The organism is Pseudomonas sp. GW821-FHT10B02, assembly GCF_059415665.1.
In genome coordinates this window covers 228,846-248,705 of the sequence record NZ_JBWKNR010000002.1, presented here as the reverse complement: position 1 = coordinate 248,705, position 19,860 = coordinate 228,846, and the positions used below count along the sequence as shown (strand labels likewise).

The 19,860-nt window shown below is 61.5% G+C and carries 20 protein-coding genes; 8 read left to right on the top strand and 12 right to left on the bottom strand.

Annotation, left to right across the window (positions count from 1 at the left end; translation table 11 throughout):
* Positions 1 to 23 precede the first annotated feature (23 nt).
* Positions 24 to 1,328, top strand: coding sequence for an MFS transporter (locus tag AC07OF_RS04130; RefSeq protein ID WP_157193856.1), 1,305 nt, complete (start codon positions 24 to 26; stop codon positions 1,326 to 1,328).
* Positions 1,329 to 1,432: 104 nt separating this feature from the next.
* Here the strand turns inward: AC07OF_RS04130 and purT are convergent, their stop codons facing one another.
* The 5 genes from purT to AC07OF_RS04105 all read right to left on the bottom strand — a co-directional run bounded on the left by purT (position 1,433) and on the right by AC07OF_RS04105 (position 4,621).
* A complete protein-coding gene (purT, locus tag AC07OF_RS04125) occupies positions 1,433 to 2,614 on the bottom strand; it encodes a formate-dependent phosphoribosylglycinamide formyltransferase (protein WP_191832199.1) in 1,182 nt (393 codons plus the stop codon).
* 96 nt (positions 2,615 to 2,710) lie between these two features.
* Positions 2,711 to 3,178: a VUT family protein gene (locus AC07OF_RS04120; protein WP_191832198.1), complete on the bottom strand. Its 468-nt coding sequence runs from the start codon at positions 3,176 to 3,178 to the stop codon at positions 2,711 to 2,713.
* 63 nt (positions 3,179 to 3,241) lie between these two features.
* Positions 3,242 to 3,454: a DUF1289 domain-containing protein gene (locus AC07OF_RS04115; protein ID WP_157193861.1), complete on the bottom strand. Its 213-nt coding sequence runs from the start codon at positions 3,452 to 3,454 to the stop codon at positions 3,242 to 3,244.
* The gene (locus AC07OF_RS04110) at positions 3,454 to 3,978 is read right to left on the bottom strand and encodes a gamma carbonic anhydrase family protein (protein WP_157193863.1); all 525 of its coding nucleotides are present in this window, start codon (positions 3,976 to 3,978) and stop codon (positions 3,454 to 3,456) included. Before AC07OF_RS04110 ends, AC07OF_RS04115 begins: the two co-directional genes overlap by 1 nt.
* Before the next feature lie 43 nt (positions 3,979 to 4,021).
* Positions 4,022 to 4,621 carry a CoA pyrophosphatase gene (locus tag AC07OF_RS04105; RefSeq protein ID WP_157193865.1) on the bottom strand — a complete coding sequence of 200 codons (600 nt, stop codon included), beginning with the start codon at positions 4,619 to 4,621 and terminating at the stop codon, positions 4,022 to 4,024.
* A gap of 133 nt (positions 4,622 to 4,754) precedes the next feature.
* Here AC07OF_RS04105 and AC07OF_RS04100 point away from each other — a divergent pair, with 133 nt between their 5' ends.
* Entirely contained in the window at positions 4,755 to 5,309 is a 555-nt protein-coding gene (locus AC07OF_RS04100; protein ID WP_157193867.1) for an NUDIX hydrolase, read from the top strand.
* A 19-nt stretch (positions 5,310 to 5,328) separates the two neighbouring features.
* Positions 5,329 to 5,886, top strand: a complete 558-nt coding sequence (locus tag AC07OF_RS04095; RefSeq protein WP_157193869.1) for a L,D-transpeptidase family protein — start codon at positions 5,329 to 5,331, stop codon at positions 5,884 to 5,886.
* 66 nt (positions 5,887 to 5,952) lie between these two features.
* Here AC07OF_RS04095 and AC07OF_RS04090 read toward each other — a convergent pair whose 3' ends face one another.
* Positions 5,953 to 6,264 carry a YqfO family protein gene (locus AC07OF_RS04090; protein WP_157193871.1) on the bottom strand — a complete coding sequence of 104 codons (312 nt, stop codon included), beginning with the start codon at positions 6,262 to 6,264 and terminating at the stop codon, positions 5,953 to 5,955.
* A gap of 2 nt (positions 6,265 to 6,266) precedes the next feature.
* On the bottom strand, positions 6,267 to 10,166 hold the full coding sequence (gene purL, locus AC07OF_RS04085; RefSeq protein ID WP_495072589.1) for a phosphoribosylformylglycinamidine synthase: 3,900 nt from the start codon (positions 10,164 to 10,166) through the stop codon (positions 6,267 to 6,269).
* A gap of 245 nt (positions 10,167 to 10,411) precedes the next feature.
* On the opposite strand from purL, the gene mltF reads away from it, so the two are divergent.
* Positions 10,412 to 11,872, top strand: a complete 1,461-nt coding sequence (mltF, locus tag AC07OF_RS04080) for a membrane-bound lytic murein transglycosylase MltF (protein ID WP_038614195.1) — start codon at positions 10,412 to 10,414, stop codon at positions 11,870 to 11,872.
* A 74-nt stretch (positions 11,873 to 11,946) separates the two neighbouring features.
* Here mltF and tadA read toward each other — a convergent pair whose 3' ends face one another.
* The 4 genes from tadA to AC07OF_RS04060 all read right to left on the bottom strand — a co-directional run bounded on the left by tadA (position 11,947) and on the right by AC07OF_RS04060 (position 17,021).
* Complete coding sequence (gene tadA / locus AC07OF_RS04075) at positions 11,947 to 12,429, bottom strand: tRNA adenosine(34) deaminase TadA (RefSeq protein WP_157193875.1); 483 nt, start codon at positions 12,427 to 12,429, stop codon at positions 11,947 to 11,949.
* Positions 12,429 to 13,808 (bottom strand): multicopper oxidase family protein, encoded by a 1,380-nt coding sequence (locus AC07OF_RS04070; protein ID WP_038614199.1) that lies wholly within the window; start codon positions 13,806 to 13,808, stop codon positions 12,429 to 12,431. Before AC07OF_RS04070 ends, tadA begins: the two co-directional genes overlap by 1 nt.
* A 159-nt stretch (positions 13,809 to 13,967) precedes the next feature.
* Positions 13,968 to 15,473, bottom strand: coding sequence for an APC family permease (locus tag AC07OF_RS04065; RefSeq protein ID WP_157193877.1), 1,506 nt, complete (start codon positions 15,471 to 15,473; stop codon positions 13,968 to 13,970).
* A 54-nt stretch (positions 15,474 to 15,527) separates the two neighbouring features.
* The gene (locus AC07OF_RS04060) at positions 15,528 to 17,021 is read right to left on the bottom strand and encodes an aldehyde dehydrogenase (RefSeq protein WP_157193879.1); all 1,494 of its coding nucleotides are present in this window, start codon (positions 17,019 to 17,021) and stop codon (positions 15,528 to 15,530) included.
* A 95-nt stretch (positions 17,022 to 17,116) separates the two neighbouring features.
* Here AC07OF_RS04060 and AC07OF_RS04055 point away from each other — a divergent pair, with 95 nt between their 5' ends.
* The 4 genes from AC07OF_RS04055 (at position 17,117) to AC07OF_RS04040 (ending at position 19,297) form a co-directional block, all read left to right on the top strand.
* Complete coding sequence (locus AC07OF_RS04055; RefSeq protein WP_495072588.1) at positions 17,117 to 17,272, top strand: hypothetical protein; 156 nt, start codon at positions 17,117 to 17,119, stop codon at positions 17,270 to 17,272.
* On the top strand, positions 17,265 to 18,020 hold the full coding sequence (locus AC07OF_RS04050; RefSeq protein WP_157193881.1) for a FadR/GntR family transcriptional regulator: 756 nt from the start codon (positions 17,265 to 17,267) through the stop codon (positions 18,018 to 18,020). The genes AC07OF_RS04055 and AC07OF_RS04050 overlap by 8 nt, the downstream gene beginning before the upstream one ends.
* Complete coding sequence (locus AC07OF_RS04045; RefSeq protein WP_157193883.1) at positions 18,017 to 18,742, top strand: cache domain-containing protein; 726 nt, start codon at positions 18,017 to 18,019, stop codon at positions 18,740 to 18,742. Before AC07OF_RS04050 ends, AC07OF_RS04045 begins: the two co-directional genes overlap by 4 nt.
* A gap of 69 nt (positions 18,743 to 18,811) precedes the next feature.
* Positions 18,812 to 19,297 (top strand): ester cyclase, encoded by a 486-nt coding sequence (locus tag AC07OF_RS04040; RefSeq protein ID WP_038614209.1) that lies wholly within the window; start codon positions 18,812 to 18,814, stop codon positions 19,295 to 19,297.
* Positions 19,298 to 19,354: 57 nt separating this feature from the next.
* Here the strand turns inward: AC07OF_RS04040 and AC07OF_RS04035 are convergent, their stop codons facing one another.
* Positions 19,355 to 19,717: a YcgJ family protein gene (locus tag AC07OF_RS04035; protein ID WP_232478208.1), complete on the bottom strand. Its 363-nt coding sequence runs from the start codon at positions 19,715 to 19,717 to the stop codon at positions 19,355 to 19,357.
* Between the last annotated feature and the right edge of the window lie 143 nt (positions 19,718 to 19,860).

The following is a 19,860-nucleotide window of genomic DNA, read 5'->3' as shown; positions in this document are numbered from 1 at the left end:
ACTCGACTGTCAGGGATAATCGCATGACGACCAGCAGCACCTACTCCGAAACGGCCCAGGCCAGCCCCGGCAACTCGCCGGCACGGGTGGCCACCGCCAGCTTTATCGGCACCGCCATCGAGTTCTACGATTTCTACGTTTACGCCACCGCTGCAGCGCTGGTGATCGGCCCGGTGTTCTTCCCGCAGACCTCCGGCACCGCGCAGATGCTCTCGGCGTTCCTGACCTTCGGCATCGCCTTCCTCGCCCGGCCCTTGGGCTCTGCCCTGTTCGGCCATTTCGGTGACCGTATCGGGCGCAAGTCGACCCTGGTCGCCTCGCTGCTGCTGATGGGCGTGTGTACCACGCTGATCGGCGTGCTGCCGGGCTACGACAGCATTGGTGCCTGGGCACCGATCCTGCTCTGCGTACTGCGCTTCGGCCAGGGCCTGGGTCTTGGTGGCGAATGGGGCGGCGCGGCGCTGCTGGCCACCGAGAACGCACCGAAAGGCAAACGGGCCTGGTTCGGCATGTTCCCGCAGCTGGGCCCTTCGATCGGTTTTCTGGCCGCCAATGGTCTGTTCCTGACCCTGGCCATGACCCTCACGGACGAGCAGTTCCGTAGCTGGGGCTGGCGGATTCCTTTCCTGCTCAGCGCGGCGCTGGTGATCGTTGGCCTGTATGTGCGCCTTAAACTCGAAGAAACGCCAATTTTCGCCAAGGCCGTGGCGCGTCACGAGCGGGTGAAAATGCCGGTGATCGAACTCTTCGCGCACTACTGGATGCCGGTATTGCTAGGCGCTGCCGCCATGGTGGTGTGCTACGCGCTGTTCTACATCTCCACGGTATTCTCGCTCAGCTATGGCGTATCGACTCTGGGCTACAGCCGCGAAACCTTCCTCGGCCTGTTGTGCTTTGCCGTGCTGTTCATGGCCCTGGCCACACCGCTGTCAGCCTGGCTCAGCGATCGCTACGGGCGTAAACCGGTACTGATTGTCGGTGCAGTGCTGGCGATTCTCTCGGGCTTTACCATGCAGCCGTTGCTGACCTCGGGCTCCACTGCGGGGGTGGCGCTGTTCCTGGCCATCGAGCTGTTCTTGATGGGCGTGACCTTCGCGCCGATGGGCGCGCTGCTGCCTGAGCTGTTTCCGACCCATGTGCGTTATACCGGCGCTTCGGCGGCATATAACCTGGGCGGTATCGTCGGGGCTTCGGCGGCACCGTTCTTTGCCCAGAAGCTGGTGGCGATGGGGGGCTTGAGCTGGGTTGGCGGGTATGTGTCGGCGGCGGCGGTGTTGAGCCTGATTGCCGTGCTGTGCCTGAAAGAGACCCGGCATTCGGAGCTTTAACAGCGAGGGCTGCAGGCAGCCCTATCGCCGGCAATGCCGGCTCCCACAGGGTTCAGCAGGACTATTGTGGGAGCCAGCTTTGCTGGCGATGAGGCCCTCAAGGTTTAGAGTTCTACCTTGACCGCCTGAGAAGCACGGGTCGCCTTGGCCCGCGCAGCCTCGATCGACTCATCACGCGCCAGGCACACGCCCATGCGACGTTGACCGTTGACTTCAGGCTTGCCGAACAGGCGAATGGCGGTATCCGGTTCGCTCAACGCGGCGCCAAGGTTGGCAAATGCCGTCTGCTGCGATTGACCCTCAACCAGAATCACCGCCGAGGCGGACGGACCGAACTGACGAATCAGCGGGATCGGCAGACCAAGGATTGCCCGCGCATGCAGGGCGAACTGCGACAGGTCTTGAGAAATCAGGGTCACCAGACCGGTATCGTGCGGACGTGGCGACACTTCACTGAACCACACCTGATCACCTTTGATGAACAACTCGACACCGAACAGACCACGACCGCCCAGCGCCTCAGTGACCGCCTTGGCCACCCGCTCGGACTCGGCCAGAGCCACCGGGCTCATGGCTTGCGGCTGCCAGGACTCCTGGTAATCGCCCTTCTCCTGACGATGACCAACCGGCGCGCAGAACGTAGTACCGCCGATGTGACGAACGGTCAGCAGGGTAATTTCGTAGTCGAAGTCGATGAAGCCTTCAATGATCACCCGGCCCTTGCCGGCACGCCCGCCTTCCTGGGCATAGTCCCAGGCTTTCTGCACATCATCAGCGCTGCGCAGCAGGCTCTGGCCCTTGCCCGAGGAACTCATCACCGGTTTGACCACGCACGGGAAACCCAGGTCTTCGACCGCATTGCGGTAGTCCTCGAAGGTATCGGCAAAGTGGTAAGGCGAGGTTGGCAGATCCAGCTCTTCGGCCGCCAGACGGCGAATGCCTTCGCGGTTCATGGTCAGCTGCGTGGCACGCGCGGTCGGCACCACGTTGAAGCCTTCGTTTTCCAGCTCGACCAGGGTCGCGGTGGCAATGGCTTCGATTTCCGGCACGATGTAGTGCGGCTTCTCGGCCTCGATCACCGCCCGCAGTGCTGCGCCATCGAGCATGTTGATGACATGGCTGCGATGGGCCACTTGCATGGCCGGGGCATTGGCGTAACGGTCCACGGCAATCACTTCAACGCCCAGGCGTTGCAGCTCGATCACCACTTCCTTGCCCAGCTCGCCACAGCCACAGAGCAGTACGCGGGTCGCGGTCGGCGACAATGGGGTTCCGATACGGGTCATTTCAGGTCCTCAGAGGGAAGGATTCCAGGGCTGCCCGATGATCAGGCCAGCCCGGTGAAAAGGAGCGCCATTTTACATCAACCGCGGCGCAGGGCCTCAGCCAGTGATGGCAGGCTTGCGCAGACGCCAGGCCATGATCAGCCACACCGCGGTGACCCCGGCGAATTTCGAGGCCAGGGCGGTGCCGGCCACAGCCGGGGTCAAGGCACCGATCATGCCGAAGAAAATGAAGGTGTCGATCGGGATGCTCAGCGCCGAGCTCAGCCACAGGCGGTCGTGCAGCGGCCGTTTGGTGATGCTGAAGACCAGCCAGTCGATCAGTTCGGAGACCGCGAAGGCGCTGGCACTGGCCAGGGCAATGGCAGGCTCGGAGGTGACATAGGACAGCACCAGCGCGACCAGCATGGCGACCAGCGCACCGTGACCGTAGCGGGTCTGCACCATGTCACGGAGGATAAACACCAGCCCGCCCCAGGCGGACCAGATGACATCCAGGTGCGGGGCACTGGAGAAGGCGTAGTTGATCAGCACGACACTGCTGATGTAGGCAATCAGAAAAGGCATGGAATAGACCGCTGGGCAAGCCCTACAGGGTACTTGAGCGGCCGCCTGCGGCCAAGTGCCGGATCAGCACCTGGCACTGCCGACGCTGAAGATCAGCCCGGCCGCCACTGCCCGCTCGTGACACAGCTTCAGCACCTGGCGGCGCTCGCTGTTGTCCATCCGCCCCCAGCGGGTTATTTCTGCGGCGCTGCGCTGACAGCCGGTGCAGATATCGGCCTCATCCAGGGCGCAGATCTGCACACAGGGTGAGGCGACCGGACGTTCACTGCTACTCATCAATCCTCCTGCACGGCCAGATCGCGGGCATAGCGCTCGGCGTTATGCACGTAATGCGCGGCACTGGCTTCAAGCATCTTCTTCTGCGCCTCGGTCAGTTCGCGCACGACCTTGCCTGGCGAGCCCATCACCAGCGAGCCGTCGGGAATTTCCTTGCCCTCTGGGATCAGCGCGTTGGCGCCAATGATGCAGTATTTGCCGATGCGCGCGCCGTTGAGAATCACCGCGTTGATGCCGACCAGGCTGTAATCACCGACGCTGCAGCCATGCAACATGGCGTTGTGACCGATGGTCACGCCTTTACCCAAGGTCAGCGGCGAGCCCATGTCGGTGTGCATCACCGTACCGTCCTGAACATTGCTGTTCTCGCCGATGTCGATCAGTTCGTTGTCGCCGCGCAGTACCGCGCCGAACCAGACACTGGCCCCCGCCTGCAGGCGTACTTTACCGATCAGCGTGGCAGTGGGCGCCGCCCAGCTGCGTGGATGGGTTTCGACCCGCAGGTCGCCCAGACGGTATTTCATGCGTGGTTCCTCACGGTGCGGCAGTGGTGGCGGGTGAGCCCGCTCAAATTGGAATGAAGCGCTCAGGCGGCTTGTGCAGATTGATGTCGGCATCGTAAAGCAAGTTGACCAGTTCGACGATCATGATCGCCGACAACCCCCAGATCTTGTACTCACCAAAGCGGTAACTGGGCACGTACCAACTGCGCCCCTGGTAATCGATACGGTGAGTGTGATCGCGCGGGTCCTGGCGAAAGAACTCCAGCGGCACCGTGAACACGGCGGCGATTTCAGCATCATTGGCCTGGTACTCGACATAATCGGGGATCAGGCCGACGAAAGGCGTGACCTTCAGGCCATGCAACGAGATCAGCGGGCTCAAGGGGCCGATGATTTCCACCAGGCCTGGCGGCAGACCGATTTCTTCTTCGGCTTCGCGCAGGGCGGTAAACACCAGATCGGGGTCATCCGGGTCGCGGCGCCCGCCGGGAAAAGCCACTTCGCCCCCATGGGTCGACAAACCCTTGGCGCGCAAGGTCAAGACCAGTTCCGGCTCTTCGCTGCGGGTAATCGGCAATAACACTGCGGCCTCGGGAAAACGACGATCGGTTTCCAGGGTGCCCGGCGTATGACTGCTCACGCGGCGAAGTAGCTCGTCCAGCATTGCTCTCTCTCGATTCCAAAGCATGACCTGCATGATGCACCAAAGCCGCGAGCCGCCCAAGCCCCGAGGTGAACCGGCTTGCAGCCGCGGTGAAAGTCGCGCCAAGATAAGCACAACCTATAGGAATAAAAGCATGAAATTCTGCAGCGCGTGCGGCAATCCGGTGATTCAGCGTATTCCCGAAGGCGATACCCGCCTGCGTTATGTCTGCGATCACTGCCAGACCATCCATTACCAGAACCCCAATATCGTCGCCGGCGTGCTACCGATCTGGGGCAGCCAGGTGCTGTTGTGCCGCCGGGCCATCGAGCCACGCCGCGGCTACTGGACCCTGCCCGCCGGTTTCATGGAGAACGGTGAAACCCTGGAGCAGGCCGCCCGCCGCGAAACCGTCGAGGAAGCCTGCGCCCGTGTCGGGCAGATGAGCCTGTACCAGCTGTTCGACTTGCCGCATATCAACCAGGTGCACGTGTTCTTTCGCGCCGAACTGGCCGACCTGGACTTTGCCGTCGGCGTCGAAAGCCTGGAAGTGCGACTTTTCGATGAAAGTGACATCCCATGGGACGAGCTGGCTTTCCGCACCGTCAGTCGTACCCTAAAATGCTACTATCGTGACCGCATCGAGCAGTCCTACCCGATTGGCAGCGAATGCCTGTCGCCAATGCTCGCCTCGTCACCCAACACCTAGTTTTCAGGGATATCGTTTCATGCGCTGGTTGTTTGCCCTTTTCTGCCTCAGTGTGACATCGGTGTCCCAGGCAGCGTTTACCGAAACGATCGTGACCAAGCCGATCGAAAAGGTCGCGCCCTCGCCGCTCCAGCTCAAACCCGAGCATTCGGTGCTCATCGACAAAGTCCTGGTACTCAAGTCGGAACGGCGCCTGCAACTGATCAGCGCCGGCTCGCCGCTGAAAACCTACCGCATCTCGCTGGGCAAGCAGCCCAAGGGGCCGAAGTTGCGTGAAGGCGACAAGCGCACCCCTGAGGGACTCTACTGGCTCGACTGGCGCAAAGAGAGTGACCGCTACAACCTGGCCATGCACGTGTCCTATCCGAACATCAGCGATTCGGCGCGGGCCCGGCGTGAAGGCGTAGAGCCCGGCGGCATGATCATGATCCACGGCACGCCGCTGGACGAAGAATACCCTGAAGAATTCTTCCATACCCTGGACTGGACCGAAGGCTGCATCGCCATGACCAATCGCGACATGCGCGAAGTGTGGGACTTGGTGCCCGACGGCACGATGATCGAAATTCGCCCCTGAGCGCGCTCCCACCAGGCACAAAAAAGCCGCGACCGATGCAAATCGGTCGCGGCTTTTTTACAGCCCTCAGAAGTCGGCGAGTTGCCAGACCTCATAAGCCGGTGTTTCGTAAGGATGGCTGAGCTTGAGCGCAGCAACCACCGGCTTGATCAGCTCGTCGGCTACCACCAGCTCTACCCGCCACTCTTCGACCTGCTCGACCACACCGCTCTGCCCGATGAACGGCTGACTGCCGTCCAGCGGGCGGAACTGGCCCTGGCCCAACACCTGCCAGGCACAGCAGTCATAGTCGCCGATGCGTCCGCCGCCAGCGGCGAACACAGCCGTCTTGACCACGTCCACATGGCTGGGCGGGACGAAGAAGGCGAGTTTGTACACCCTTAGTTCACCCAGGCCCGCGCGTTACGGAACATGCGCATCCACGCCGCGTCTTCGTTCCAGTCATCCGGACGCCAGGAGTTCTGTACGGCACGGAAGACCCGCTCAGGGTGCGGCATCATGATGGTGACGCGACCGTCGCGGCTGGTCAGGCCGGTGATCCCGCGCGGCGAACCGTTCGGGTTGGCCGGGTAGGTTTCGGTAACCTTGCCGTGGTTGTCGACAAAGCGCAGGGCCACGCAACCGGACAGATCGGCTTCGAGCAAGGCTTCTTCGCTGGCGAATTCGGCATGGCCTTCACCGTGAGCGATAGCGATCGGCATGCGCGAACCGGCCATACCCTGCAGGAAGATCGAGTTCGACTCCTGGACCTGGACCATGGCCACACGGGCTTCGAACTGTTCGGAGCGGTTACGCACGAAGTGCGGCCAGAACTCGGTACCCGGAATCAGCTCGTGCAGGTTGGACATCATCTGGCAACCGTTGCACACACCCAGGGTGAAGCTGTCGCTACGCTCGAAGTACTGCTGGAATGCCTCACGGGCACGGCTGTTGAACAGCGCCGACTTGGCCCAGCCTTCACCGGCACCGAGAACGTCGCCGTAGGAGAAGCCGCCACAGGCGACCAGACCTTTGAACTCGTTCAGGTCGATGCGACCGGCGAGGATATCGCTCATGTGCACGTCGATAGCGTTGAAACCGGCGCGGTCGAAGGCAGCTGCCATCTCGACCTGGCCGTTGACGCCCTGCTCACGCAATACTGCCACCTGAGGACGGATGCCCTTCTTGATGTACGGTGCGGCGATGTCCTGGTTGACGTCGAAGCCGAGCTTGACGCTCAGGCCCGGGTTGTCTTCTTCGAGCAGGCTGTCAAACTCCTGATCGGCACAGTCGGCGTTGTCACGCAGACGCTGGATCTGGTAGCTGGTTTCCGCCCACTGGCGCTGCAGCAGACGACGGTCGCCCTTGAACAGCTCTTCGCCCATGTGGTGGATCAGCACTTCGCTGTTGTTGACCGGCTGACCGATCACTGCAACGCAGTCTTCACCGAGGCCGGCAGCGCTGAACTGGGCCAACACATCCGGAGTGGCGTCCTGATGCACCTGAATCACTGCACCCAGCTCTTCGTTGAAGAGGATGGCGGCAATTTTTTCCCGCTTGCTGGTCAGGGTGTCCAGTTCCAGGCTCAAGCCGCAATGGCCGGCGAAGGCCATTTCCAGCACGGTGGTCATCAGGCCGCCGTCGGAACGGTCGTGGTAAGCCAGCAGGTGGCCATCGGCGTTCAGGCCCTGGATCACCGCGAAGAAGGCTTTGAGGTCTTCGGCGTCGTCGACGTCCGGGGCCTGGCTGCCGAGCTTGCCGTGGGTCTGGGCAAGGATCGAGGCGCCCATACGGTTCTGGCCGCGACCGAGGTCGATCAGGATCAGGTCGGTTTCGCCCTTGTCCATGCGCAGTTGCGGGGTCAGGGTCTTGCGGATGTCGGTGACCGGTGCAAAACCGGTGACGATCAGCGACAGCGGCGAGGTGACGGATTTCTCCGCGCCTTCTTCGCTCCACTTGGTCTTCATCGACATCGAGTCCTTGCCGACCGGAATGGTCAGGCCCAGCTCAGGGCACAGCTCCATGCCGACAGCCTTGACGGTGTCGTACAGACGGGCGTCTTCGCCCGGGTGACCGGCGGCGGACATCCAGTTGGCCGACAGTTTGATGTCGGAGAGTTTTTCAATGCGCGAGGCGGCCATGTTGGTCAGCGTTTCGCCGATCGCCATGCGCCCCGAAGCCGGAGCATCGAGCAGGGCCAGCGGTGTGCGCTCGCCCATGGCCATGGCTTCACCGGTGTAAACGTCGAAGCTGGTGGCGGTGACGGCGACGTCAGCCACTGGCACCTGCCACGGGCCGACCATCTGGTCGCGGGCAACCAGACCGGTAATGGTACGGTCGCCGATGGTGATCAGGAAGCTCTTGCTGGCCACGGCCGGGTGACGCAGCACGCGCTCGACCGAGTCGTTCAGCTCAAGGCTGGACGGGTCGAAATCATCGCCTTGCTCGGCTTCACGGGTAACCGAACGGTGCATGCGCGGCGGTTTGCCCAGCAGCACTTCCAGCGGCATGTCCACCGGGCTGTTGCCGAAGTGGCTGTCGGTAACAGTCAGGTGCGGCTCTGCGGTGGCTTCGCCGACCACGGCGAACGGGCAGCGCTCGCGCTCGCAGATGGCCTGGAAGCGCTCGAAATCGGCGGCATCGACGGCCAGGACATAACGTTCCTGGGATTCGTTGCTCCAGATTTCGTGCGGGGCCATGCCCGGCTCGTCGTTAGGCACGTTACGCAGCTCGAAACGGCCACCGCGGCCGCCATCGTTGACCAGCTCCGGGAAGGCGTTGGAAATGCCGCCCGCGCCGACGTCGTGGATGAAGGCGATCGGGTTGTTGTCGCCCAGCTGCCAGCAGCGGTCGATGACCTCCTGGCAGCGGCGTTCCATTTCCGGGTTCTCGCGCTGTACCGAGGCGAAGTCCAGGTCGGCAGAGCTGGCACCGGTGGCAACCGAGGAAGCCGCACCACCGCCCAGGCCGATCAGCATGGCCGGGCCACCGAGAACGATCAGCTTGGCACCGACGGTGATCTCGCCTTTCTGGACGTGATCTTCGCGGATGTTGCCCATACCGCCAGCGAGCATGATCGGCTTGTGGTAACCGCGCACTTCTTCGCCGTGCGGGGTGCTGATCGACTGCTCGAAAGTACGGAAGTAGCCGGTCAGGGCCGGACGGCCAAATTCGTTGTTGAACGCCGCGCCACCCAGCGGGCCTTCAATCATGATGTCCAGCGCGGTGACGATGCGCTCAGGCTTGCCGTAGGCTTTCTCCCATGGCTGTTCAAAGCCCGGGATCTGCAGGTTGGAAACGGTGAAACCGGTGAGGCCGGCTTTTGGCTTGGCACCACGACCGGTGGCGCCTTCATCGCGGATTTCGCCGCCGGAACCGGTGGACGCGCCGGAGAACGGCGAGATCGCGGTCGGGTGGTTGTGGGTCTCGACCTTCATCAGGATGTGCACCGGCTCCTGCACCGCACCGTACTGGCGGGTCTCAGGGTTCGGGAAGAAGCGTCCGGCGACGTTACCGACGATCACCGAGGCGTTGTCCTTGTAAGCGGACAGCACGCCTTCGCTGTGCATCTGGTAGGTGTTCTTGATCATGCCGAACAGGCTTTTTTCCTGGCTTTCGCCGTCGATATCCCAACTGGCGTTGAAGATCTTGTGACGGCAGTGCTCGGAGTTGGCCTGGGCGAACATCATCAGTTCGATGTCGTTCGGGTTGCGCTTCAGGCCCTGGAAGCTGGTGACCAGATAGTCGATCTCGTCTTCGGCCAAGGCCAGACCCAGATCGATGTTGGCCTGGACCAGCGCCGCGCGGCCGCCGCCGAGGATGTCCACCGAGGTCATCGGCTTGGGCTGGGCGTGGCTGAACAGGCCGGCGGCCTCTTCCAGCTTGCTCAGGACAATCTGGGTCATACGGTCGTGCAGGACCTGGGCGACCAGCGCAGCGTCGGCCTCGCTCAGCTCACCGGCGACGTAGTAGGCGATACCGCGTTCCAGGCGCTGGACGTTCTCCAGGCCGCAGTTATGGGCGATGTCGCTGGCCTTGCTCGACCAGGGCGAGATGGTGCCGAAGCGCGGCAGGACCAGGAACAGGCGACCGCTCGGCTCCTGTACCGGTACGCTCGGGCCGTACTTGAGCAAGCGCGCGAGCACTTGCTGTTGGTCGGCAGTCAGATCGCCGTCAACCTCGGCGAAATGAGCGAATTCAGCGTACAAACCACTAACAGCGGGGACTTTCTGGCTCAATTGCTCGAGTAATTTACCGTGGCGAAAGGCAGAAAGGGCAGGAGCGCCGCGCAGGATCAACATCGTCGGGACAGCCTCAGGAAGGGGGTGTGCTTAGAGGCCGTGCATTCTAGCCTAAATCCGTCGCTTCCGGCACCCGCAACACAGCATTCTGACGCGGCCGCGTGTCGGCGAAACAAACCGGACTCAGGGGTCAAAAAAATGACCTGCCCGCGTCCCCCGCCCCGGCCTAGCGCAAAGCGCGCTAGCAGACAAGCAAACCGTTGTCGAGATATGGCGGGACCAGTCCTTTGCGTATACTGCAACCTATGTTTGCCCAAACCGCTTTGCGCCAGCGTTGCGCCAGATGGCTCATCGCAACCGGACTCTTCCTGATGCTCGGTGCCTGTGTTGAAAAACCCAGCACTCTGGAGCGCGTCAAGGAGGATGGTGTGCTGCGCGTGATCACCCGCAACAGCCCGGCCACCTACTTCGAGGACCGCAACGGTGAAACCGGCTTCGAATACGAGCTGGTCAAGCGTTTTGCCGATGACCTCGGGGTCGAGCTGAAAATCGAAACCGCCGACAACCTCGACGAGCTGTACGACCAGCTCGGCAAACCATCGGGGCCGGTAGTGGCGGCGGCCGGCCTGGTCAGCAGCGAGCGGCGCAAGTCACAGGTACGCTTCTCCCATCCGTACCTGGAAGTCACCCCGCAGATTATCTACCGCAACGGTCGCTCGCGGCCGACCGATGCCAAAGACCTGGTCGGCAAGAAGATCATGGTGCTCAAGGGCAGCACCCATGCCGAACAGCTGGCAGAACTGAAAAAGCAGTATCCGGCACTCGAATACGAAGAGTCTGACGCCGTCGAGGTGGTTGACCTGCTGCGCATGGTTGATGAAGGTCAGATCGATCTGACCCTGGTCGATTCCAATGAGCTGGCGATGAACCAGGTCTATTTTCCCAACGTGCGGGTCGCGTTCGACCTCGGTGATTCGCGTGACCAACGCTGGGCGGTGGCGGCCGGGGATGACAACAGCCTGCTCAACGAGATCAACGAATTTCTCGACAAGGTGCAGAAGAACGGCACCTTGCAACGCCTGAAAGACCGTTATTACGGGCATGTCGATGTGCTTGGCTACGTTGGCGCCTACACCTTCGCCCAGCACTTGCAGCAACGCTTGCCGCGCTATGAGAAACACTTCAAGGCATCGGCCAAGAAAGAGCAGGTCGACTGGCGCCTGCTGGCCGCCATCGGCTACCAGGAGTCCATGTGGCAGGCTGAGGTCACCTCCAAGACCGGCGTGCGCGGCCTGATGATGCTGACCCAGCGCACCGCCCAGGCCATGGGTGTGTCCAACCGGCTGGACCCGGTGCAAAGCATTCGTGGCGGGGCCAAGTACTTCATGCACGTGAAGGAACAACTGGACGACTCGATCAAGGAGCCGGACCGCACCTGGTTCGCCCTGGCGGCCTACAACGTCGGCGGCGGTCACCTGGACGATGCGCGCAAACTGGCCAAACGCGAGGGGTTGAACCCGAACAAATGGCTGGACGTGAAGAAAATGCTGCCGCGCCTGTCGCAGAAACAGTGGTACAGCAAAACCCGCTACGGTTATGCCCGCGGCGGCGAACCAGTGCATTTTGTGGCCAACATCCGCCGTTACTACGACATCCTCACCTGGGTGACCCAGCCACAGCTGGAGGGCAGCCAGGTGGCCGAAGGCAGCCTGCACGTGCCGGGTGTCGACAAGACCAAACCGCCTGAGCCCTCGCCGCCGCTCTGAAATGCATCGCGGGGCAAGCCCGCTCCCACCAGGTATCTGTGGGAGCGGGCTTGCCCCGCGATCAAATCACCACTTCAGGCCTTGGCCCGACGCGCTTTGAAGAACTCGGACAGAATCGTCCCACACTCCTGCGCCAGCACCCCACCTTCGAACAACACCCGATGATTGAGAAAGCCCTGGGTGAAAAACTGCCCCTGACTCTGCACGATGCCCGCCTTGGGCTCCAGCGCGCCGTATACCACCCGCGCAATGCGCGAATGAACGATCAGCCCGGCGCACATGCTGCAGGGCTCCAGCGTCACATACAGGGTGCTGCCGGGCAGCCGGTAGTTGCTCGCGGCCTGGGCGGCAGCGCGGATGGCGACCATTTCGGCATGGGCACTGGGATCACTGCCGCTGATCGGGCAGTTGAAGCCCCGGCCAATGACCTGACCATGCTGCACCAGCACCGCGCCCACCGGCACCTCGCCCATGGCCGCCCCTTGCGCCGCCAGCTCCAGGGCCTGACGCATGAATTCCTGGTCGCGGCTGCGATCGATGATTTGCGGCTGACGCATCAGGCGACCTCGATCGCGGCCATCAGGCCGGTTTCCATATGGTCGATGACATGGCAATGGAACATCCAGGTGCCCGGGTTATCGGCGACCAACGCCACCTGGGCACTCTCGTTCTTGCCCAGCAGGTAAGTGTCGGTGAAGTACTGCTCCGGGAACTTGTGGCGGTTCGAGCTGAGCACCTTGAAACTCATGCCATGCAGATGGATCGGGTGCTGGTACTGGGTCATGTTCTTGAGCTCGAAGATATAGCTCTTGCCCTTCTGCAAGGTGGCGATCGGCCGCTCGGCACAGGTCTTGTCGGTGATGTCCCAGGCCTGGCCATTGATCTGCCACAGGCTTGGCGGCTTGCCGTTCTCGGTGTTGACCGAAACCGAGCCCACCCACTCGAAATTGAAGTTGAGCTTCTCGGCATTGGCCAGGTCCGGCTCGGCAATCGGGTTGGCCGGCAACGCCGGTGGCCAGTCGCCGGGCGCCTCACTGCTGGCCACCGAACGCAAGGTGCCCAGGCGCACCGAGCCATCGCGCAACGACAGTTCTTCACCGGCAGGCGGCATCTTGATTGCCAGGCAGATTCGCATGCCCGGGCCAAGCCAGTAATCCTTGCCCAGCGGCCGCGGGGTGATCGGGTTGCCATCGAGGGCGTAGACCTTGGCCTCAAAGTTACCCTTGAGGTTGATCCGGTAGGTCAGGGTGTTGTCCAGATTGAGCAGGCGCACCCGCACGATCTGCCCTTCGGGCATGTCGATGACGGCGTTGGCCTGGCCATTGATGGTGATCAAACGCCCGGCAGTGCCCCCACGGGCGGCCTCACGCGGGATGCTGAACGGCAGGTAGGCGCCCTGCTCGTCCACATGCCAGTTTTTCAGGCTCAGCGTGCGCTCATGCTTGAAGCCGGTGGGCTCGCGCTCCTCGACGATCAGCGGCCCGACCAGGCCTTTGCCGAGCTCTTCGGAGCTGTTCACATGCGGGTGGTACCAGAAGCTGCCAGCATCCGGGACGCGGAACTTGTAATCGAAATACTCACCCGGCAACACCGGCAACTGCGAGACGTAAGGCACACCGTCCATCTCCAGCGGCAGGCGGATGCCATGCCAGTGAATGGTGGTGGCTACCGGCAGGTGGTTGATGAAACGCACACGCAGCCACTCCCCCTGACGCACCCGCAGCTCGGTACCCGGCGCGGAGGGGCCGAAAGCCCAGGCTTCGGTCTTGTGACCCGAAACCAGCTCGACATCCAGCGGCGCGGCAATCAACTCGTAGTCATGCCCGGCGTTCGGGTCGCTGCGCCCCAGCCAGTAACGGGATGCGCCACCGGCACCCAGACCGATTGCCACCAGGCCGGTCAGGCCACCGAGTATTTGTCGCCGGGTAAAGGACATGCAGCAGGTACCTCGTAATGCCAGGAACAACATGCCGGCACCGTGCCAGGTACCAGCGATGAAGGGCGAATACGATACACCTGCAATTGCGAAAGATTAAGTGAAGTGTTGCCGCAGGCAAACGCCGACAAAAAAAGGGCGCCTGAGCGCCCTTCTTCATCACGCCCGGCTGGGCGCACTCACGTTCTGGTCGTTGTGTAACTTCCACGCATCGGCAAACGGCGCCGTGCCTTTGTCATAGGGCTTGAACAGGACCATGTAGACCAGGCCGATACCAATCACCACCGCCGAGGTCAGCAGGATGCCGTAGTTGCTGTACCAGGGGGCATCCGGCGTACGCGGCCAGGACATGTTGGTGATTGCCAGCAAGCCATAGACCAGCGCCAGGATGTTCACGATCCAGCCCCAGCCGCCCAGGGTGAACTGACCTGCCGGCCTCCAGCCGCGCAGCCGGGCGAACAGCGCCCCGCCGACGATCATCTGGAAGGCCAGATAAATGCCGATGGCGGCGAAGCTGACGATGATCGCAATGGCATTTTCCAGGTAGAACCCGGCACAGACGATCGCAGCCGGGATCAGGCCGCAGGTGATCAATGCCGCCGTGGGCACCCGGGTATTGGGCGACAGACGCTTGAGCACGCTGCTGCCCATGACCATTTCGTCGCGGGCAAAGGAGTACAGCAAACGGCTGGCCGCCGCCTGCAAGCTCAGCACGCAGGACACGAAGGACACGGTGATGACCGCCGTGACAATCTTCCAGCCGGTCGGCCCGAAGGCATTGGCCATGATGGTCGACATCGGGTCTTTGTCTTCGCCGGACAGCACCTTGGCAATGTCCGGAACCGCGAGGATCAAGGCCAATGCGGCGAAAATCGCGGCACCACCACCGATGTAGATGGTCATGCGCATGGCTTTGGGAATGCGCTTGCTCGGGTTTGGCGTCTCTTCCGCCACATCACCGCATGCTTCGAAGCCGTAATAGAGGAACATGCCGGCCAGCGAAGCGGTCAGGAACGCCGGCCAGTAACTGCCGTCGATACTGATGTCAAAGGTATTGAACAGCACCGAAAACGGCTGATGGCGCTCGAAGATCAGCAGGTAGCCACCGATCACAATCGCCCCCAGCAGCTCACAGATGAAACCGAACATCGCAACCTTGGCCAGCAACTTGGTCCCGCTCAGGTTCAACAGGGTTGCCAGCACGGTCAGGGCCAGCGCGACGAATGTATTAGTCACCGGGCTCGGTTCGAAGCCGAGCATGGCCGCGATGTAAGGACCGGCGCCCAGTGCAACCGCAGCAATGGTCACGCACAGCGATACGGAGTAGATCCAGCCGACCATCCACGCCCAGCGCTTGCCCACCAGACGGCGGGCCCACGGATAGACGCCGCCGGAAATCGGAAACTGCGAAACCACTTCGCAGAAAATCAGGCAGACCAGCATCTGCCCGAAACCGACCAGCAAGTACGACCAGATCATCGGCGGCCCGCCTGCCGCCAGGCACAGGCCGAACAGCGTATAAACGCCGACGACCGGCGAAAGGTAGGTGAAGCCCAGCGCAAAGTTTTCCCACAGGCTCATGCTTCTTTCGAAGTTCGACGTATAGCCAAGCGCCTTGAGCTGGGCGGCATCGCGGTCCACCGCAGTGAGTTCGGAACTGTTCATGCTGTTATCCTGAGGACATTGTCCTGTCGGCAGTTATTGTTTTTGTTTGCAGACTTACAACTTGATCCAGGTCGCTTTCAGTTCGGTGTACTTGTCGAACGCATGCAGCGACTTGTCGCGGCCGTTGCCCGATTGCTTGAAGCCACCGAACGGCGCGGTCATGTCGCCGCCATCGTACTGGTTGATCCACACGCTACCGGCCCGCAGCGCTTTGGCGGTCAGGTGCGCCTTGGAGATGTCGGCGGTCCATACGGCAGCGGCAAGACCATAAGGCGTGTCGTTGGCGATATTGATGGCTTCTTCGACGCTGTCGAAGGTGATCACCGACAGCACGGGGCCAAAGATTTCTTCCTGGGCGATCTTCATGGCATTGCTGACGCCATCGAAAATGGTCGGCTCGACATAAGTGCCACCGGTTTCCTGCAGGGTGCGCTTGCCGCCCACCAGCAGCGTGGCGCCGTCATTGCGACCGGACTCGATGTAGGACAGCACAGTGTTCATCTGCTGGCTATCGACCAGGGCACCGACGTTGGTTTCCGGGTCCAGCGGGTTGCCGGGCTTCCAGGCCTTCAGCGCCTCGACCACCAGCGGCAGGAATTTGTCCTTGATCGAACGCTCCACCAGCAGGCGCGAGCCGGCGGTACAAACCTCACCCTGGTTGAAAGCAATGGCGCCAGCCGCCGACTCGGCTGCAGCCTGCAGGTCGGCAGCATCGGCGAAGACAATGTTCGGGCTCTTGCCACCGGCTTCCAGCCAGACGCGCTTCATGTTCGACTCACCGGCGTAGATCAGCAGCTGTTTGGCGATTTTGGTCGAGCCGGTGAACACCAGGGTATCGACGTCCATGTGCAGGGCCAGAGCCTTGCCGACCGTGTGGCCATAGCCTGGCAGTACGTTGAGGACGCCAGCCGGGATACCGGCGTCGATCGCCAGCTGGGCGATGCGGATGGCGGTCAGTGGCGATTTCTCTGACGGCTTGAGGATCACCGAGTTACCGGTCGACAGCGCCGGGCCGAGTTTCCAGCAGGCCATCATCAGCGGGAAGTTCCACGGCACGATGGCGGCAACCACACCCACCGGCTCGCGGGTCACCAGACCCAGCTGATCATGTGGGGTCGCCGCCACTTCGTCATAGATCTTGTCGATGGCCTCGCCGCTCCAGCTCAGCGCTTGCGCAGCACCCGGCACGTCGACAGCCAGCGAGTCACTGATCGGCTTGCCCATGTCCAGGGTTTCCAGCAGCGCCAGTTCGTCGGCATGGGCTTCGAGCAAGGTGCCAAAACGGATCATGACCTGCTTTCTGTCTGCCGGCGCCATGCGCGACCAGACGCCGGAATCGAAGGTGGCGCGCGCCACTTCTACGGCGCGATCAGCGTCTGCCGCCGAGCAACTGGCGACCTTGGCCAGCAGACGGCCATCGATCGGGCTCAGACAATCGAAGGTTTCCCGGTCGATGGCGTGGGTATAGTCCCCACCGATAAACGCACGCCCTTCAATTTTCAGGGCCTGTGCGCGAGCTTCCCAAGTGCTAAGCGTTGGATTCGTCATGTCGGTGCCATTCCTCTGTGTCGATGCCAGTGCCTGTCAACGCTCCCGTGGCTGCGGAAACCAGGCTTTTTATTAAACATATGAAACCGTATCTTATGTTCGAAGAACTGCCAATCCGCGTGTCGCTTTTATCTAAAAGCGACCTGCTTTCAGATATTCCACGCTTGAAATGGGCTTTTCTGTTGCACACCAGGCGGCAGATGGCTAAAAGAAATCTAGTTTCATATTTTTACGGCGACCCGGATGACTGAACCGAATAAAGTGAACCGCCTGTCTTTGCTACAGGTGAGCCAGGAAGGCAAACCCGAGGAGGTGGCGCGTCGGCTGATCGAGGTCATTGACCTGGGCCTGATTGGCGAGGGCGAGCAATTACCCAGCGAAAGCGAGCTGGCGAGCCGTTTCGGCGTGGCCACCGTGACCTTGCGCGATGCCCTGGCAATCCTGCGTCAGCGCGGCGTTGTCGCAACCAGGCGCGGCAGAAATGGCGGCAGCTTCGTCTGCGCCCCGGTGGAGGTTTCCGACGACTTTCTCAAGGCCAGGTTGAGCGCCATGAGCTCGCTGGCACTTCGCGACCTCTGCGACGAACAGATCGCGATTTCAGCTACCGCCGCGGGCTTGGCGGCCAGCCGCGCCTCCAGCGTTCAGCACCAACGACTGGAGCATTTCGTCAGCGCACTGCAGGACGCCACGGCGCGCAGCGAGCTGCGCCGGGCCGATGCGCGCTTTCACATCGAGGTTGCCGTCGCCGCCCAATCGGTGCGCCTGACCCACGCAGAAATGCGCCTGCAAGCCGAAATTGGCGAGCTGCACTGGATCTGCACCGACGACGCACAGAAAAACACCGCCATCGCCGAACACCGGGCCATACTCCAGGCAGTGATTGCCGGCGAATCCAACCTGGCCAGCGCGCTGACCGAAGCCCATATCAAAGAAGGCATCAAGCGCCTGATGGATTTGCGTTTCCAGTTGCTTGGGCAGCAAGAGAGCAGGTTGTCATGATCACGACAGAACAAAACGACGAGCTTCAGCAGTGCACCCAGCGCCTGGAAGCGATTTTCAGCAAGGTGTTCGAGCAACTCGAAACGCTGGCCGAACAGGTGGTGACGGTGTGGGACGCCCTGGCTGCCGAAGGCAGAAAACCGACCTCCAAAGACCTGGCGTTCCTGCAGGCGACCATCGAAGAGCGGCTGTCAAGCAACGACACCTATATCCACGGCACTGGCGTGGTGCTGGAGCCAGGCGAACTGGCCGATCAAGAGCTGTTCCTCGAATGGTTCTACCGCCCCGCCAGCGGCAAAATCGCGCCGATGATGCTTAACTTCAATCGCCAGAGCGAAAGCTTCTACAACTACCAGGGCATGCCCTGGTTCACCCGGCCGAAGCTTACGCTGCGAGCATCGGTCGAAGGGCCCTTCGTGGACCTCTACGGCACCGAACTCTACATACTGGCGTTCTCGTTGCCGATCCTCGCCGGCGGGCGATTTGTCGGCGTTGCCGCGGCGGATATAGCCATGCATGAATTCGATCAACTGCTCACCCGCTGCCTGCTGCGCATGCAGAACGAGGCATTCATCATCAACGGTGAAGGCCGTATCGTCGCAGCCAACTCCACCAACTGGTTCGTCGGCAACATGGCCAGCCGCCCGGCCGCCGCCAAGGTGCACAAGCTCAAACCGCTGTCGATCGACTGGTCGCTGGTGGAACTGCCGACGCCACGATAAGCCGTTGCATCCTTGGGCAAAACCGATTTCCGTCTTTCCAACAACAGCAATAATCGAAGAGGAAATACCATGCAGCGAATCTCGCTTCGCCTTGTCAGCATCCTGGTCGTTCTGTTGTTTGCCCAGTTCTCGGTGGCGGCGGACAAAGACAAGACCCTGGAAGTCATCAACGCCTACATGAGCGCCTGGAACAAACACGACCCCGATGCCGCGGCGCAGTACTTTGCCGAGAACGGCGAGTTTCTCGACGCGTCCGTAGGGGTGCCCAAAGTCGGCCGGGAAGCCGCCAGGGTTGAAGTCATCAAGCTGTTTATCGATGCCGTGCCTGACCTGAAATGGCAGATGGTTGGCCAACCGATTGTCGACGGCGACAACATCGCCTTCGAGTGGCAGTTCGACGGGCACAACACCGGTGCCTGGGCGCCCGAGACGCCAGCGACCAACAAGCCGTTGTCATTCAAGGGCGTCAGCTTCATCAAGCTGAAGGACGGCAAGATCGCGTCGCAGCATGATTACTATGATGCGTTGTCGTTCAACAAGCAGCTGGGTTGGTAATTTCGGTTGGCACCTTGAAGCCCACCATCACGTGGGCTTCAAGGTGTTGCTTGCGGCCTAGTGAACAAATAACAGCTTCGTGTATTTCTCAGACACTTTCCCGCTGCGCTTGCCATCCGCACCGTAATAGCGATCCTCTCGGCACAAGCGTTCTTTGACGTCGCAGAAAATGCCATTGGCAAAGGTGAACTGGGTCGCGTCGAAGTCGCCTTGTGAAAACAGCTTGGTCGCCGCTTTCTTGCCAAGGTGTTTCTCGGTCAATTCGCGGGAAACGCCACCCTTGCCGTCGACACACAGGTAACGGTCGCACAGCACGCCCGGTTCAGGCGAATTGAGGGCAACCTTTTGCTGCGCCTGTGCAGGCATTACGGATGTGGCAAGCAGCATGGCCAGAGAGAACGGAATAAATTTCGAGTTCAATCGGATAACCCTGTTTAAGTGAATGAGCGCACAAACACGCCTGACAATGACCGTCAGTAGCGATGAAATGTTCCCGGCGCATGGGATCGAGTCAATCTGCAGATGAAAAGAAGCCCGCGATTACGCGGGCTTCAAGGTGTTTC